At 61.7% G+C, this 15958-nt stretch carries 12 protein-coding genes; 6 read left to right on the plus strand and 6 right to left on the minus strand.

The features are described from left to right. Positions 1-221 precede the first annotated feature (221 nt). From gsiD to iaaA, 5 genes are all read right to left on the minus strand, one after another. The gene (gene gsiD / locus K5R89_RS23825; RefSeq protein ID WP_023288969.1) at positions 222-1133 is read right to left on the minus strand and encodes a glutathione ABC transporter permease GsiD; all 912 of its coding nucleotides are present in this window, start codon (positions 1131-1133) and stop codon (positions 222-224) included. A gap of 1 nt (position 1134) precedes the next feature. Beyond that, positions 1135-2055 carry a glutathione ABC transporter permease GsiC gene (gsiC, locus tag K5R89_RS23830; protein ID WP_004886274.1) on the minus strand — a complete coding sequence of 307 codons (921 nt, stop codon included), beginning with the start codon at positions 2053-2055 and terminating at the stop codon, positions 1135-1137. 72 nt (positions 2056-2127) lie between these two features. Further along, positions 2128-3669: a glutathione ABC transporter substrate-binding protein GsiB gene (gene gsiB, locus K5R89_RS23835; protein WP_137916354.1), complete on the minus strand. Its 1542-nt coding sequence runs from the start codon at positions 3667-3669 to the stop codon at positions 2128-2130. 32 nt (positions 3670-3701) lie between these two features. Continuing rightward, positions 3702-5561: a glutathione ABC transporter ATP-binding protein GsiA gene (gene gsiA, locus K5R89_RS23840; protein WP_217259075.1), complete on the minus strand. Its 1860-nt coding sequence runs from the start codon at positions 5559-5561 to the stop codon at positions 3702-3704. 16 nt (positions 5562-5577) lie between these two features. Beyond that, the gene (iaaA, locus tag K5R89_RS23845; RefSeq protein WP_023288966.1) at positions 5578-6519 is read right to left on the minus strand and encodes a beta-aspartyl-peptidase; all 942 of its coding nucleotides are present in this window, start codon (positions 6517-6519) and stop codon (positions 5578-5580) included. Positions 6520-6754: 235 nt separating this feature from the next. On the opposite strand from iaaA, the gene moeA reads away from it, so the two are divergent. The 6 genes from moeA (at position 6755) to K5R89_RS23875 (ending at position 14640) form a co-directional block, all read left to right on the plus strand. After that, on the plus strand, positions 6755-7990 hold the full coding sequence (moeA, locus tag K5R89_RS23850) for a molybdopterin molybdotransferase MoeA (protein ID WP_217259074.1): 1236 nt from the start codon (positions 6755-6757) through the stop codon (positions 7988-7990). Continuing rightward, positions 7990-8745: a molybdopterin-synthase adenylyltransferase MoeB gene (gene moeB / locus K5R89_RS23855; protein WP_032455232.1), complete on the plus strand. Its 756-nt coding sequence runs from the start codon at positions 7990-7992 to the stop codon at positions 8743-8745. Before moeA ends, moeB begins: the two co-directional genes overlap by 1 nt. Positions 8746-8901: 156 nt before the next feature. Beyond that, positions 8902-9801, plus strand: a complete 900-nt coding sequence (locus K5R89_RS23860; protein WP_217259073.1) for a glycyl-radical enzyme activating protein — start codon at positions 8902-8904, stop codon at positions 9799-9801. 5 nt (positions 9802-9806) lie between these two features. Continuing rightward, positions 9807-12239 (plus strand): formate C-acetyltransferase/glycerol dehydratase family glycyl radical enzyme, encoded by a 2433-nt coding sequence (locus K5R89_RS23865; RefSeq protein ID WP_064155149.1) that lies wholly within the window; start codon positions 9807-9809, stop codon positions 12237-12239. A 179-nt stretch (positions 12240-12418) separates the two neighbouring features. Beyond that, positions 12419-13234 carry a Cof-type HAD-IIB family hydrolase gene (locus K5R89_RS23870; RefSeq protein WP_217259072.1) on the plus strand — a complete coding sequence of 272 codons (816 nt, stop codon included), beginning with the start codon at positions 12419-12421 and terminating at the stop codon, positions 13232-13234. Between the two features lie 140 nt (positions 13235-13374). After that, positions 13375-14640: a DUF1479 domain-containing protein gene (locus tag K5R89_RS23875; protein WP_044521849.1), complete on the plus strand. Its 1266-nt coding sequence runs from the start codon at positions 13375-13377 to the stop codon at positions 14638-14640. On the opposite strand, the gene K5R89_RS23880 is transcribed toward K5R89_RS23875, so the two are convergent. Then, on the minus strand, positions 14637-15710 hold the full coding sequence (locus K5R89_RS23880) for a LacI family DNA-binding transcriptional regulator (RefSeq protein ID WP_049013993.1): 1074 nt from the start codon (positions 15708-15710) through the stop codon (positions 14637-14639). The two genes, K5R89_RS23875 and K5R89_RS23880, sit on opposite strands and share 4 nt — an antisense overlap. Positions 15711-15958 lie beyond the last annotated feature (248 nt).

Here is a 15958-nt window from a genome sequence, read left to right on the forward strand (position 1 = left end):
GCAGTGGCGATTTTGCTGGCCGGAGCCCGGGGGTACAGGGGGCGGCGGCGACTGGCCGCCCCCTGTGCGCTCCCTGCACCGTAAGAGACATAACGCAGAAAATTAACAGGGAGCGCAATGTGCGCTGACGCCACACGTGATAAACGCTTTTCCCGGATGAGAAAGGGGCAACCGATGCAGCTTATCCCCCCGTCGTGCGCCAGACCGTCACCCGACGTCCCCTACCCCTTTAACTTCGGATCCAGCGCATCGCGCAGGCCATCTCCCAGCAGATTAAACGCCAGCACGGTCAAGAAAATCGCCACCGCCGGAAACAGCGCCACGTGCGGAGACATCACCATATCCGCCCGCGCCTCGTTGAGCATGGCACCCCACTCCGGCGTGGGCGGCTGCGCGCCGAGGCCGAGAAACGACAGACTGGCCGCCGAAATAATCGATACCCCAATGCGCATGGTGAAATAAACCACGATTGACGACACCGTCCCCGGCAGGATGTGATGGAAGAGGATGGTGGCATCGCTGGCGCCAATGCTGCGCGCCGATTCAATAAAAGTCTGCTGCTTTAATACCAGGGTGTTGCCGCGCACCAGCCGGGCGAACGCCGGGATCGAGAAGATCGCCACGGCGATAATCACGTTGGCCATCCCGCTGCCCATGACGGCGACCACCGCGATCGCCAGCAGGATCCCCGGAAAGGCGAACAGCACGTCGCAAAGCCGCATAATCAGCCGGTCCCACCAGCCCTCATAGTACCCGGCCAGCAGCCCAAGCACCGTGCCGATGGCCGCGCCAATCAGCACCGCCAGCACCCCGGCAGCCAGCGAGATCTGCGCGCCCACCAGCACCCGGCTGAAAATATCGCGCCCCAGCGAGTCGACGCCGAACCAGTGCACCAGCGAAGGCCCCTCGTTAAGCCGGTCATAGTCGAAATAATTTTCCGCATCGTACGGCGCTATCCATGGGGCGACGATGGCCACCGCAATCAGCAACAGCACAAAAATACCGGCGCCCATGGCCACCGGCTGACGCCGAAAGCGCCGCCAGAACTCATGCCAGGGGGTATGGATCTCGCCGGGCCTGATGCCCGGCATGGCGTTCAGCGCCGCCTGCCTTCTCCAGTTAAGCAATCGCACCTTACTTATACCTGATAGCCGGGTTTATGGCCGCGTACAGCACATCCACCACTAAATTGATAAGAATAAACTCCAGCGAAAAGAGCAGCACTTCCGCCTGAATCACCGGGTAATCGCGCATTTCTACCGAATCGACCAGCAGTCGCCCCAGCCCCGGCCAGTTGAAGACCTTCTCCACGACGATCGAGCCGCCGAGCAGAAAACCGAACTGCAGCCCCATCATGGTGACGACCGGGATCATCGCATTGCGCAGACCATGTTTGAGCACCACCCGCGTTTCGCTCACCCCTTTCGCCCGGGCGGTACGCATATAGTCTTCATGCAGCACATCGACGAACGACGCGCGGGTAAAGCGCGCCATCACCGCCGCCACCGCCGCGCCAAGGGTCAACGACGGCAAAATATAGTGCCGCCAGCTGTCGGCCCCCACCGTCGGCAACCAGCCCAGCTCAACCGAAAACACCTGCATCAGCAGCATGCCGAGGGCAAAGGCCGGAAACGAAATGCCGCTCACCGCCAGCGCCATTCCCAGACGGTCAGGCCAGCGATTGCGCCACACCGCCGCCGCGATCCCCGCCGCCATGCCAAACAGCACCGCCCAGCTCATGCTGGCCAGCGTCAGCCACAGGGTGGGCATAAAGCGGCTGGCTATCTCACTGGCAACGGGACGCCGCGAGGCCATGGACATGCCAAAATCGCCGCGCAGCACGTTGGTGATGTAGTGCCAAAACTGGACGTGCAGCGGCTGGTCAAGCCCCAGCTGCTGGCGCACCATCGCCACCACCTGGGCGTCGGCTTCCGGTCCGGCAATCAGCCGCGCCGGATCGCCGGGCAGCATATGGACGAAGAGAAACACCAGCACCGCGACGATTAGCAGGGTGGGGATCAGCCCCAGCAGGCGCTTAATCACATAGTTGAGCATCGTACCTCCACCACCCGCCCCGCGGAAAAACCGCCCTCCTCCCACCCGTGCCGGAGGGCATCATCTCGACCTTCACGGTGTTAAATCTGCCTGTTCGAAGCTAAAGCCGGTGTCCGGCTGGATATAGAAGCCGGTGAGATTCTTGCTGTGGGCAGAGACCAGTTTCTCCACCACCAGCGGCACCCACGGCGACTCTTTCCAGATAATATCCTGCGCCGCCTTATAGAGTTTGGTTTTCTCTTGCGGATCGGTGGTTTTCAGCGCCTCGCTCAGCGCGCTATCCACCTGCGGGTTGCTGTAAAAGGCGGTGTTGAACAGGGTCGGCGGCCAGTTTTGGGAAGCAAACAGCGGCGACAGCGCCCAGTCGGCTTCGCCAGTGGAGGCGGACCAGCCGGTATAGAACATCCGTACCCCGCTCTCTTTCTGCCCTTTACCTTCCACTTCCGCCGCTCGCTGACCGGCGTCCATCGCCGTCACCTGCGCCTTAATGCCCACCTGCGCCAGCTGCTGCTGGGTAAACTGCAGCACTTTCTGCGCGGTGCTGTGGTTATGTGACGACCACAGCGTCGTGCTAAACCCGTTGGGGTAGCCGGCCTCTTTCAGCAGCTGGCGCGCTTTCGCCGGATCGTAAGGCCACGCGGGGTAGCTCTGGGCGTAGGCAATCGACGGCGGCACCACGCCGGTCGCCGGGGTGGCATAGCCGGCAAACGCCACCTTGACCAGCGCCTGGCGGTTGATGGCGTAGTTGATCGCTTCGCGCACCTTCGGATTATCGAACGGCTTCTGCGTCACGTTCATGCTGATGTAACGCTGCATGATCGACGGACTGGCCACCAGCTCCAGTTTGCTGTTTTTCGCCAGCAGCGGCGCCTGCTCATAGGGGATCGGGAAGGCGAACTGCGCCTCGCCGGTCTGCAGCATCGCCGCCCGGGTATTGTTATCGACCACCGGTCGCCAGGTAATGGAATCCAGCTTCGGCAGCCCCGGCTGCCAGTAGCCATCGAACTTGCTGACCTTCACGAAGTCGGTCTGGTTCCAGGTATCGAGCTTATACGGCCCGGTGCCCACCGGGTGGAAGCCGATATCTTTGCCATATTTTTTCAGCGCCGCCGGCGAAATCATCGCCGTCGCCGGATGGGCGAGAATATTAATAAACGCCGAGAACGGCTGCTTGAGGGTAATTTTCACCGTGGTTGGATCGACCGCCTCGATGCTGGCGATATTTTTATACAGGTTATAGCGCTTAAGATGGTTTTCCGGGTTGCTGGCGCGGTCGAGGTTAGCCTTGACCGCCTCGGCGTTAAAGTCGGTGCCATCCTGGAATTTCACCCCGCTGTGCAGCTTGATGGTGTACACCAGGCCATCCGGCGATACGGTGTAGCTCTCGGCAAGGACATTTTGCAGCTTCATCTCTTTATCAAGGCCGAACAGGCCTTGATAAAAGGACTTCGCCACCGCCTGCGACAGGGTATCGTTGGCATCATAGGGGTCGAGCGTCGTGAAGTTAGACCCGACCGCCACCACCACATCTTTGGCGGCAAAAGCGGGGGCGCTCGCCAGGGCCGCCGCGATACTCAGCGCCAGCCACCATTTGCGTGAAACAGGTTGTGTCATCGTGTTCTCCTGAAAAGGTGCGTTATGTGTTGTTATGCTCTGCCCAGCACATCGGCGGCGTCGCGGGCGACGAAGTGGCCCGGCCCAACCTGCTGCAATGGCGGGCTGGCGATCTCCTCGCCCCGCTTATAAATATTGCCCGGAACGTCATCTGACAGCAGGACCCGTTGCGGATGACGGTAGGCCGGGTCGGCCACCGGTACGGCGGCCATGAGCTTACGGGTATAGGGGTGCTGCGGGTTTTCAAACACCGCGCGGCGCGGGCCGATTTCGACAATCCGGCCGCGATACATCACCGCCACGCGGTGGCTGATGCGCTCCACCACCGCCATATCATGGGAAATAAACAGAAACGCGATGCCCATTTCGCGCTGCAGGTCGAGCATCAGATTGATAATCTGCGCCCGAATGGAGACATCCAGGGCCGACACCGACTCATCGGCAATCACCACCTTAGGATTAAGCGCCAGCGCGCGGGCAATGCAGATCCGCTGCCGCTGGCCGCCGGAAAAGGCGTGGGGGTAGCGCCAGGCATGCTCCGGCTGCAGCCCCACGCGCTTTAGCAGCCAGGCGACCCGCTCGCGCGCCGCCTCCCTGTCCAGCAGGCTATGCACCCGCAGCGGCTCCATAATCGAATCGCCGACCGTCTGGCGCGGATCGAGCGAGGCGTAAGGATCCTGAAAAATAAACTGAATATTGCGCCGCAGGGACTGCAGCTTGCTGCCGGAGAGGGTATCGATCCGCTGACCATCGAAGGTAATGGTGCCCCCCTGGATCTCAACCAGCCTCAGCAGCGCCCGGCCGGTAGTCGACTTGCCGCAGCCGGACTCCCCCACCAGCGACAGGGTCTCTCCCGGCCAGAGATCAAAACTCACCTTCTCCACCGCATGCACTTCGCGCGTCACGCGATTGAGCAGTCCGCCGCGCACCGGAAAACGGGCCACCAGATCGCGCACCTGCAGAATAGGCTCCCCCGCCACCACCGTGTCTGGCGTTTCTGTCTCCGCCAGCGGCTGCCCCGGTAGCGGGAAGCGGCGCGGCAGATCCTGACCGCGCATCTCCCCCAGCCGGGGGACCGCCGCCAACAGCGACTGCGTATAAGGATGCTGCGGTGAACGGAAAATCTCCTCGACGCTGCCGGTCTCCACCGCCTCGCCGCGATACATGACCAGCACCCGATCGGCGATATCGGCCACCACCCCCATGTCGTGGGTGATAAAGATTACCCCCATCGCCATCTCCTTTTGCAGGACGGTGATAAGTTGCAAAATTTGCGCCTGAATGGTGACATCCAGCGCCGTGGTCGGCTCGTCGGCAATCAGCACCGCCGGCCGACAGGAGAGCGCCATGGCGATCATCACCCGCTGGCGCATGCCGCCGGAGAGCTGGTGCGGATAGCGTGAGAGCATCTCTTCCGCCTGGGGAATACGCACCTGGTCGAGCATCTTTTTCGCCGCGCGCAGCGCCTCTTCGCGCCCCAACCCCTGGTGCAGGCGCAGGGATTCGGCGATCTGCTCGCCGATGGTGAATACCGGGTTCAGCGAGGTCATCGGCTCCTGAAAAATCATCGCCAGATCCGCGCCGCGTACCCGGCGCATTTCGGCCTCCGATTGCTCATTGAGCGCGATCACCTGCCGGTTGCGCCGTCGCAGCCACAGCCCCTCGCTGCTCACCTCGCTGCTGGCGGCGTCAAGCAGACGCATCAGCGCCAGCGCGGTGACCGATTTTCCCGAACCGGACTCCCCGACAATCGCCAGCGTCTCGCCGCGGCGCAGGCTGAAGGAAAGCTGACGCACGGCCTGCACCTCTGGCGCATCCTGCTGGCGGAACGCCACGTTCAGGTTGCGCACCACCAGTACTTCGCAGGTATCCGTTTCGTGAGTTTGCGGCACTCTCCTCTCCCTTGTTCTATTCGCGATAAATGCCAATGGTCGGCGTATCGCCGGCATAGCACCAGGCGCGGTACATGCCTTCGCTGTTAAACGGTAAAACGACGTTGCCTTCGCGATCGACGGCAATCAGCCCGCCGCTGCCGCCGAGGGCCGGCAGCTTCTCCATCACCACCCGCTCGCAGGCGGAATAGAGACTGAGCTGACCGTACTCCATCAGGGCGGCGATATCGTAGGCCGCCAGGGTACGCATAAAGACTTCGCCGGTGCCGGTGCAGGAGACCGCCACGCTGGCGTTGTTGGCGTAGCACCCCGCGCCCGGCAGCGGGCTGTCGCCGACGCGTCCGGGCAGTTTGTTGGTCATGCCGCCGGTGGAGGTCGCCGCCGCCAGATTGCCGGCCAGATCGAGCGCCACCGCCCCGACGGTGCCCATTTTCTGCCGTTCATCGAGCGGAGCGGCGTGATGGTCAAGGATGATCTCCCCGCCCGCTTTCGCCTCCTGCAGCTGCAGCAGACGCTCGGGGGTGGAAAAGAGATCGTTATCGACGCGCGCCATTCCGTGGGAGAAGGCGAAATTTTCCGCCCCCTCGCCGATCAGCAGCACGTGCGGGCTCTCCTCCAGCACCAGACGCGCCGCCAGCACCGGATTACGTAGATGTTTGACCCCGGCCACCGCCCCCGCCTGCAGGCTGTAGCCGTCCATCACGCAGGCGTCCAGCTCGTGGGTTTGATCGTGGGTAAATACCGAGCCCATCCCGGCGTTAAACAGCGGACACTCCTCCAGCAGACGGACGGCCTCGGTCACGGCATCCAGCGCACTGGCGCCTGCAGCCAACATTTTCTGCCCGCTTTCGACGATAGCCGACAGCGCCGCAACGTACTCCCGCTCCCGCTCCGGCGTCATCTGCGCGCGAGAAATCGCCCCTGCGCCGCCGTGAATTGCTATAACCGCCTTGCCCATTTCGCCAGTCCTTAACGATGAAGTGGATAGCCCCCGCCCTGTCGTACCGCGTCGCGGCGCCGGTCACGTCAGGAATAAGGGTATTGATATCATTATATTGCTGAATGCCTTATACAATTTTTGAATATAGAAAGAGCGGCGGTCGATGTAAAGCCTCGTACCCAGGTGGCATACAGCCCGCGCCGCTTTTCTGCCATAATAGGCGTTTTCGCCGTTTTGCCCGCAGGAGTGACCCATGGATTTTACCGCCGGACTGATGCCGCTCGACACAGCCCTCACCCAGATGCTCGATCGTATTACGCCGCTGAGCGCGACGGAAACTGTACCGCTGTTGCAGGCCTTCGCGCGCGTCACCGCCCATGACATTATCTCCCCGCTGGATGTCCCCGGCTTTGATAACGCGGCGATGGATGGCTATGCCGTCCGGTTGAGCGACCTCAACGACGGCGCGGCCCTGCCGGTCGCCGGGAAGGCCTTTGCCGGCCAGCCGTTTCACGACGCCTGGCCCACCGGCACCTGTATCCGCATCATGACCGGCGCGCCGGTGCCTGCGGGCTGCGACGCGGTGGTCATGCAGGAAGAGACCGAACAGACCGACGCCGGCGTGCGCTTTACCGCGCCGGTGAAAGCCGGGCAGCATATTCGCCGCCGCGGGGAAGATATCGCCCACGGCGCGGTGGTCTTCCCGGCGGGAACGCCGCTGACGGTAGCCGAGCTGCCGGTGCTGGCCTCGCTGGGCATTGCCGACGTTGAGGTGGTGCGCAAGGTTCGCGTCGCGGTCTTCTCGACCGGGGATGAGCTGCAGCTGCCGGGTCAACCGCTCGGCGACGGCCAGATTTACGATACCAACCGCCTGGCGGTGCATCTGATGCTCGAACAGTTGGGCTGCGAGGTCATTAACCTCGGCATTATTCCTGACGATCCGACGCTACTGCGTGAGGCCTTTATCGCCGCCGACCAGCAGGCCGACGTGGTCATCAGCTCCGGTGGCGTCTCGGTGGGCGAAGCCGACTACACCAAAACCATTCTTGAAGAGCTGGGGGAGATCGGCTTCTGGAAGCTGGCGATCAAGCCCGGCAAACCCTTCGCCTTCGGCAAGCTCAGCAGCAGCTGGTTCTGCGGCCTGCCGGGCAACCCGGTTTCCGCCACCGTCACCTTCTGTCAGCTGGTACAGCCGCTGCTGGCGAAGCTCTCCGGTAAGCACGGTCCGCTTCAGGCGACCCGCCTGCGGGTGCGGGCCGCCGCGCGGCTGAAAAAGTCCCCGGGCCGCCTCGATTTTCAGCGCGGTATTCTGCAGCGCAACCCGGACGGCGAGCTGGTGGTGACCACCACCGGTCATCAGGGCTCGCACATTTTCAGCTCTTTCAGCCTCGGCAACTGCTTTATCGTGCTGGAGCGCGAGCGCGGCCACGTTGAAGCGGGCGAATGGGTCGACGTCGAACCGTTCAGCCATCTGTTTGGGGGGCTGTAATGGCCGTGGAGCTGAGCGATGAAGAGATGCTGCGCTATAACCGGCAGATTGTTTTGCGCGGTTTTGATTTTGACGGCCAGGAGCGGCTAAAGGCCGCTCGCGTGCTGGTGGTCGGCCTCGGCGGACTTGGCTGCGCCGCCGCGCAGTATCTGGCCGCCGCCGGGGTGGGACAGCTCACCCTGCTCGATTTCGACACCGTCTCGCTCTCCAATCTGCAGCGCCAGACGCTGCACAGCGACGCCGCCATCGGCCAGCCGAAGGTGGACTCCGCCCGCGAGGCGCTGGCGCGCATTAATCCGCACGTTCATCTGGCGCCGCTCAATGCCTTACTGGACGAAGCGGCGCTGGCGGGGCAGATTGCCGGGCACGATCTGGTGCTCGACTGCACCGACAACGTCGCCATTCGTAACCAGCTCAACGCCGGCTGCTTCCGCCACCAAACCCCGCTGGTTTCCGGGGCGGCGATCCGTATGGAGGGGCAGATCAGCGTCTTCACGTATCAGGAGGGCGAACCCTGCTACCGCTGCCTGAGCCGCCTGTTTGGCGAAAACGCCCTCACCTGCGTCGAAGCCGGCGTGATGGCCCCGCTGGTGGGCACTATCGGTTCCCTGCAGGCGATGGAGGCCATTAAGCTGTTGACCGGCTACGGCACGCCCGCCAGCGGGAAAATCGTAATGTACGACGCCATGACCTGCCAGTTTCGTGAAATGAAGCTGATGCGCCACCCGCAGTGCGAGGTATGCGGTACGCGCTAACGTTCAGCCGCCGGCGAGGGTCGTCGCCGGTGAAGTTGTGACCTCTGCCGTTATTCTATCCCCTGGCGATTATCGCCATCCCGCTTGTTGATTTGCGTCAATATAACTTTCATTCGAAAGTGTTTTTATATTCATACGCAAACAAGAGGGTAAGCCATGATCTTCAATATCCAGCGCTATTCCACCCATGACGGCCCAGGGATCCGCACCGTCGTCTTCCTGAAAGGCTGCTCGCTGGGCTGCCGCTGGTGCCAGAACCCGGAGAGCCGCGCCCGCAACGAAGACCTGCTGTATGACCCGCGCCTGTGCCTGGCCGGCTGCGAGCTGTGCCAGCAGGCGGCGCCGACGGTTATCACCCGCACCCTCGAGGGTCTGATCATTCACCGGCAACACGTTAACGACAGCCATATCGCCACGCTGCGCGACTGCTGCCCCACCACCGCGCTCACGGTGTGCGGCGAGGAGAAGAGCGTCGAGGAGATCATGGCGACGGTGCTGCGCGACAAACCCTTTTACGATCGCAGCGGCGGCGGCATCACCCTTTCCGGCGGCGAACCCTTTATGAACCCGGCCCTGGCGCAGGCGCTGTTGGAGGCCAGCCATCAGGCGGGTATCCATACCGCTGTGGAAACCTGTCTGCACGTACCGTGGAAATACATTGAGCCGGCTTTACCCTTCATCGACCTGTTTCTCGCCGACCTGAAGCACGTCGACGAGGCCGTTTTCCGGCAGTGGACCGACGGCAGCGCCCGCCGGGTGCTGGACAACCTGCAGCGCCTGGCGCAGGCGGGGAAAAACATCATTATTCGCGTGCCGTTAATCCAGGGATTCAACGCCAGCGAAGCCGACATTACCGCCATCACTGATTTTGCCGCCGACCGCCTGGGGGTCAGCGAAATCCATTTCCTGCCCTACCACACGCTGGGAATGAATAAATACCAGTTACTCAGTCAGCCCTACACCGCACCGGACAAACCGCTGGATGCTCCCGAGCTGCTCGCCTTTGCGCAGGATTATGCGCGGAGCAAGGGGCTAACGGCGATCTTACGAGGATAACCCCTATGACTACCCTAAAACTCAACACCCTCAGCGCCCGTATCCAGGCCCATAAAATGGCGCTGGTGCATATCGTCAAGCCGCCGGTCTGTACCGAACGCGCCCGCCACTATACCGAGATGTATCAGCAGCATCTTGATAAGCCGATCCCGGTGCGCCGCGCCCTGGCCCTCGCTCACCACCTGGCAGAGCGCACCATCTGGATCAAGCACGATGAGCTGATCGTCGGCAACCAGGCCAGCGAAGTGCGCGCCGCGCCGATCTTCCCGGAATACACCGTCAGCTGGATCGAGAAAGAGATCGACGATCTCGCCGACCGCCCCGGCGCCGGCTTCGCGGTCAGCGAAGAGAACAAGCGCGTGCTGCACGAAGTGTGCCCGTGGTGGCGCGGCCAGACCGTGCAGGACCGCTGCTACGGCATGTTTACCGATGAGCAGAAAGCGCTCCTCGCCACCGGCATTATTAAGGCCGAGGGCAACATGACCTCCGGCGACGCCCACCTGGCGGTCAACTACCCGCTGCTGCTGGAGAAAGGACTGGACGGCATGCGCGCGAAAGTCGCCGAACGCCGGTCGCGCATCAACCTGACGGTGCTGGAAGACCTGCACGGCGAACAGTTCCTGAAAGCGATTGATATTGTGCTGGCGGCGGTCAGTGACCACAGCAAACGCTTTGCCGCGCTGGCGCGCGAGATGGCGACGGCAGAATCCCGTGACGCACGCCGCGATGAGCTGCTGGCGATTGCCGAAAACTGCGACATCATCGCCCATGAGCCGCCGAAGACCTTCTGGCAGGCGCTGCAGCTGTGCTACTTCATTCAGCTGATCCTGCAGATTGAATCCAATGGCCACTCGGTCTCCTTTGGCCGCATGGACCAGTACCTCTATCCGTACTACCGCCGCGACGTTGAGCTGCAGCAATCGTTGGATCGCGAACAGGCCATTGAGCTGCTGCACAGCTGCTGGCTGAAGCTGCTGGAGGTCAACAAGATCCGCTCCGGCTCCCACTCCAAGGCCTCAGCCGGCAGCCCGCTGTATCAGAACGTCACCATCGGCGGCCAGAACCTGGTGGACGGCCAGCCGCAGGACGCGGTCAACCCGCTGTCGTACGCCATTCTGGAATCCTGCGGTCGTCTGCGCTCGACCCAGCCGAACCTCAGCGTGCGCTACCACGCCGGAATGAGCAACGACTTCCTCGACGCCTGCGTCCAGGTGATCCGCTGCGGCTTCGGCATGCCGGCGTTTAATAACGACGAGATCGTGATCCCGGAATTTATCAAGCTGGGTATCGAGCCGCAGGATGCCTACGATTATGCGGCCATCGGCTGCATCGAAACCGCGGTCGGCGGTAAGTGGGGTTATCGCTGCACCGGCATGAGCTTTATCAACTTCGCGCGGGTGATGCTGGCGACGCTGGAAGGCGGCCGCGATGCCACCAGCGGCCAGGTGTTCCTGCCGCAGGAGCACGCCCTGTCGAAAGGCAACTTCACTAACTTCGACGAGGTGCTGGCCGACTGGGACCGCCAGATCCGCTACTACACCCGTAAGTCGATTGAGATTGAGTATGTGGTCGATACTATGCTGGAAGAGAACGTCCACGATATTCTCTGTTCGGCGCTGGTGGACGACTGCATCGAACGGGCGAAAAGCATTAAGCAGGGCGGCGCTAAGTATGACTGGGTGTCCGGCCTGCAGGTGGGCATCGCCAACCTCGGCAACAGCCTGGCGGCGGTGAAAAAGCTGGTCTTCGATCAGGGCGTTATCGGCCAGCAGGAACTGGCGAAGGCGCTGGCGGAAGATTTTGACGGCCTGACCCACGAGCAGCTGCGCCAGCGGTTGATCAACGGCGCGCCGAAGTACGGTAACGATGATGACAGCGTGGACGCGTTGCTGGCGCGGGCCTACCAGACCTATATCGACGAGCTGAAGCAGTATCACAACCCGCGCTATGGCCGCGGCCCGATCGGCGGCAACTATTACGCCGGCACGTCCTCTATCTCCGCCAACGTTCCGTTCGGCGCGCAGACCATGGCGACGCCGGATGGCCGTAAAGCGCACACCCCGCTGGCGGAAGGGGCCAGCCCGGCCTCCGGAACCGACCATCTGGGGCCGACGGCGGTCATCAGTTCGGTGGGTAAACTGCCCACCGGGGCGATCCTCGGCGGCGTGCTGCTAAACCAGAAGCTGAATCCGTCCACCCTGGAAAACGCGTCCGACAAGCAGAAGCTGATGGTGCTGCTGCGCACCTTCTTCGAGGTGCATAAAGGCTGGCATATCCAGTACAACATTGTCTCGCGCGACACGCTGCTGGAGGCGAAGAAACATCCTGATCAGTACCGCGATTTGGTGGTGCGCGTCGCCGGGTACTCGGCGTTCTTTACCGCTCTGTCGCCGGATACCCAGGACGATATTATCGCCCGTACCGAGCATACGCTGTAGCCCTTCAGGCCCGCTGGCGCGACGCTTAGCGGGCCTCCCCTGTCCTGCTGGCCGGGAAAGGCAAGGCCGCCTCCCGGCATTTTCTGAATGCGTGAACTTTCATTCGAAATAAATTTGTGCTCCCCATCACATTGTAATTAGAATGTTACTGGTCGAAGTTAAGCCAGGAGCATCCCCTTATGACCGTTAAAGTTATCGTCACCGATATGGACGGAACTTTTCTCAATGACGCCAAAACCTACGACCGCTCGCGGTTTCTGGCGCAATTCGCCCAGCTGCAGCAGCGCGGCATTGAATTCGTTGTCGCCAGCGGCAACCAGTACTATCAGCTGATCTCCTTCTTCCCGGAGATCCGCGAGCAGATCTCGTTCGTCGCCGAAAACGGCGCGCTGGTCTTTGAGCATGGTAAGCAGCTGTTCCACGGCGAACTGACCCGCCACGAATCGCAGGTGGTGATTGGCGAATTACTCAAAGATCCGCAGCTGAACTTCGTCGCCTGCGGCCTGCACAGCGCCTACGTGAGCGATAACGCCCCGGACGCCTTCGTCGACCTGATGTCAAAGCACTACCACCGTCTGCAGCGGGTAAGCGACTATCACGCCATCGACGATACGCTGTTCAAATTTTCTCTGAACCTGCCGGACAGCGAGATCCCGCAGCTGATCAATAAACTGCACGTCTCGCTCGACGGCATTATGAAGCCGGTCACCAGCGGCTTTGGCTTTGTCGATTTGATTATTCCCGGTCTGCATAAAGCCAACGGCATCAGCCGCCTGCTCAAGCGCTGGAACCTGTCGCCGCAGCAGTGCGTGGCCATCGGCGACAGCGGCAACGACGCCGAAATGCTGAAGCTGGTGAAATACGCTTTCGCCATGGGTAACGCCGCCGACAGCATCAAAGCTATCGCCGGATACGCGACCGACGATAATAATCATGACGGCGCGCTGAACGTCATTCAGGCCGTCCTCGATAACCGCGCTCCCTTCAACGCCTGACCGCTCTCCGGGGCTGCGAGCCCCGGCTTGTCCATTTTGTGCGCCGCAGCAAGATTTTAAACTTGCATTAACTCCATTTTAACTTAAATTAACGTTTGTAAGATTTAATACTTTCGAATGAAAGATACAGCGAGGTTATTATGGCTGCTCTCCCGACCCACGAAACACTCCCCGCCGACCACAAAGCGGCGATTCGCCAGATGAAGCAGGCGCTGCGGGCGCAAATCGGCGACGTCCAGGCGGTGTTCGATAAGCTCTCAGCGCGCATCAGCGAGCGCCTGCAGGAGATTGAGACGCTGAAAGCCGCAGGCCAGGAGGTCTGGCCAACCATTCCGTTCCGCGATATCGCCGAGGGAACCGTGAGCGATGCCCAGCGCGCGGCCATTAAGCGCCGGGGCTGCGCGGTGATCAAAGGCCACTTTCCGCGCGAACAGGCGCTGGCCTGGGATACCGCGATGCTGGAATATCTGGATCTGAACCATTTTGACGAGGTCTACAAAGGGCCAGGCGACAGCTTCTTCGGTACGCTTGAGGCTTCGCGGCCGGAAATCTATCCCATCTACTGGTCGCCCTCGCAAATGCAGGCCCGCCAGAGCGATGAAATGGCGGCGGCGCAGTCCTTCCTTAACCGCCTGTGGCGCTTTGAGCAGGACGGCAAGCGCTGGTTCGATCCGGACGTCAGCGTCATTTACCCCGACCGCATTCGCCGCCGTCCGCCGGGAACCACCTCGAAAGGGCTGGGCGCGCATACCGATTCCGGTGCGCTGGAGCGCTGGCTACTCCCCGCCTACCAGCAGGTCTTCGCCAACGTCTTTAACGGTCATGTCGACGCTTACGATCCGTGGGACGCCGCGCACCGTACTGAAGTGGAAGAGTACACTGTCGACAACACCACCAAGTGCTCGGTGTTCCGCACTTTCCAGGGCTGGACCGCGCTGTCGGATATGATCCCGGGTCAGGGACTGCTGCACGTGGTGCCAATCCCCGAGGCGATGGCCTATGTGCTGCTGCGTCCGCTGCTTGACGATGTGCCGGAGGATGAGCTGTGCGGCGTCGCGCCGGGCAGAGTGCTGCCGATCTCTGAGCAGTGGCACCCGCTGCTGATCAAAGCCCTCAGTTCGATCCCGGCGCTGAACGCTGGCGATTCCGTCTGGTGGCACTGCGACGTCATTCACTCGGTGGCGCCGGTGGAAAATCAGCAGGGCTGGGGCAATGTGATGTACATTCCGGCGGCGCCGATGTGCGAGAAGAACCTCGCCTACGCGCAGAAAGTGAAAATCGCTCTGGAAAAAGGGGCCTCGCCGGGTGATTTCCCGCGCGAGGACTATGAGGCCAGCTGGCAGGGGCGCTTCACCCTGGAGGATCTGAACATCCACGGCAAACGGGCGCTGGGTATCGCGGTTTAATCGTCATACAGCCCCTGCGGCTCCACGGCGGTATGGCCTTTGCCCGGCCGGATCCGCCGTACCGAATCGCGCACCACCAGCGTGCCGTGCAGCAGCAGCGAACCGTGCGGCGCCTCCGGGCGCAGCAGGCGCTGCTGCAGGAGGTGCACCGCCTCGCTGCCCAGCTCATCCCGCGGCACATGCACCGCGGTCAGCGGCACCTCCTGGATCGCCGCCAGATTAAACCCGTCGATGCTCATCACCGAGACATCCTGCGGCACCCGCAGGCCGCGCTTTTGCAATGCGCTGACCGTGCCGGCGGCCATAAAATCGCCGCCCACCAGGAAAGCGGTGGGCAACGGCCTGCCCTGTAAGCCATCAAGCCAGGTCCCCACCTGCTCTTCGGTCTCTCTGGCGCTAAAGTTGGCGATGCTGATGAGATCCCGGCTGGCGGTAAAGCGCAAATTGCGCGCGCGCCACGCCTCCTGGATCCCCCCCAGCCGCAGCTCCATGGTATAGCGGCGCAGGCACATGACGTTCATCACCACGCGATGCCCCATATCAAACAGATAGCGGGCGGCGCACAGGCCAATCAGACGATGATCGGGGGCAATGGACGGCAGCCGCATCCCTTCATCCCGACAGTTGATCAATACGCAGGGTTTGCCCAGGTCCGCCGCCAGGCCATGAATATGCGGATCGTCGATCCCCAGCAGCACCGCGGCCTGGGTCTCCGCTTCGTTCATGCGGGCAAGAAACAGATTGGCGTCGCTGTCGTTCTCGTCCAGCGCGCAGTAGCGCAGGCGCACTTCATGCGCCGCCAGCGCGTTATTGATGCTCTGGATCACCCGGTAGTAGAAGATATCCGACCGCTCATCGAAGGCGCGCTGTGGGGCAAACACCAGTAGATTATTGAGCAACAGACGTCCGGCGGCCAGTCCCTGCATGACCCCCAGCTCGCGGGCGCACTCCAGCACCGCTCGGCGCGCCTTGTCGCTGGTATTCGCCTTCCCGGCCAGGACGCGCGAAACGGTACTGGCCGACAGCCCGGTGCGGGCGGCGATTTCGGCGACGCGCAGCTTTTTATCCATTTTGTGATCCAGCTCCGATTGGAAAATGAAAGAATTTTCATAATCGCCAAAGCGCTACCTGTAAGCAAATGACAGCGCAAAATTTGAGATCCCGGTCATTTCATGGAAAAACTTGCATAAATAGCGCTTTGCCCGACGTTTTTTCTCCCTTAGCCTGAATTGGTCCAACATCTCCCATACTAGTTATACCAATGGTGTTGAGATAAAAAAATAGACTATTCAAATAGTTAACAACACTACGTGACCGC

Source organism: Klebsiella sp. TF21-TM (assembly GCF_019753495.1).
Classification (GTDB): domain Bacteria; phylum Pseudomonadota; class Gammaproteobacteria; order Enterobacterales; family Enterobacteriaceae; genus Klebsiella; species Klebsiella quasipneumoniae.

Excerpts from the sequence above, each read along its gene's own strand:
- iaaA (WP_023288966.1), bottom strand. The coding sequence starts at position 6,519 with ATGGGCAAGGCGGTTATAGCAATTCACGGCGGCGCAGGGGCGATTTCT.
- K5R89_RS23860 (WP_217259073.1), top strand. The coding sequence starts at position 8,902 with ATGATCTTCAATATCCAGCGCTATTCCACCCATGACGGCCCAGGGATC.
- moeA (WP_217259074.1), top strand. The coding sequence starts at position 6,755 with ATGGATTTTACCGCCGGACTGATGCCGCTCGACACAGCCCTCACCCAG.
- gsiB (WP_137916354.1), bottom strand. The coding sequence starts at position 3,669 with ATGACACAACCTGTTTCACGCAAATGGTGGCTGGCGCTGAGTATCGCG.
- gsiC (WP_004886274.1), bottom strand. The coding sequence starts at position 2,055 with ATGCTCAACTATGTGATTAAGCGCCTGCTGGGGCTGATCCCCACCCTG.
- K5R89_RS23870 (WP_217259072.1), top strand. The coding sequence starts at position 12,419 with ATGACCGTTAAAGTTATCGTCACCGATATGGACGGAACTTTTCTCAAT.
- K5R89_RS23880 (WP_049013993.1), bottom strand. The coding sequence starts at position 15,710 with ATGGATAAAAAGCTGCGCGTCGCCGAAATCGCCGCCCGCACCGGGCTG.
- moeB (WP_032455232.1), top strand. The coding sequence starts at position 7,990 with ATGGCCGTGGAGCTGAGCGATGAAGAGATGCTGCGCTATAACCGGCAG.
- K5R89_RS23865 (WP_064155149.1), top strand. The coding sequence starts at position 9,807 with ATGACTACCCTAAAACTCAACACCCTCAGCGCCCGTATCCAGGCCCAT.
- K5R89_RS23875 (WP_044521849.1), top strand. The coding sequence starts at position 13,375 with ATGGCTGCTCTCCCGACCCACGAAACACTCCCCGCCGACCACAAAGCG.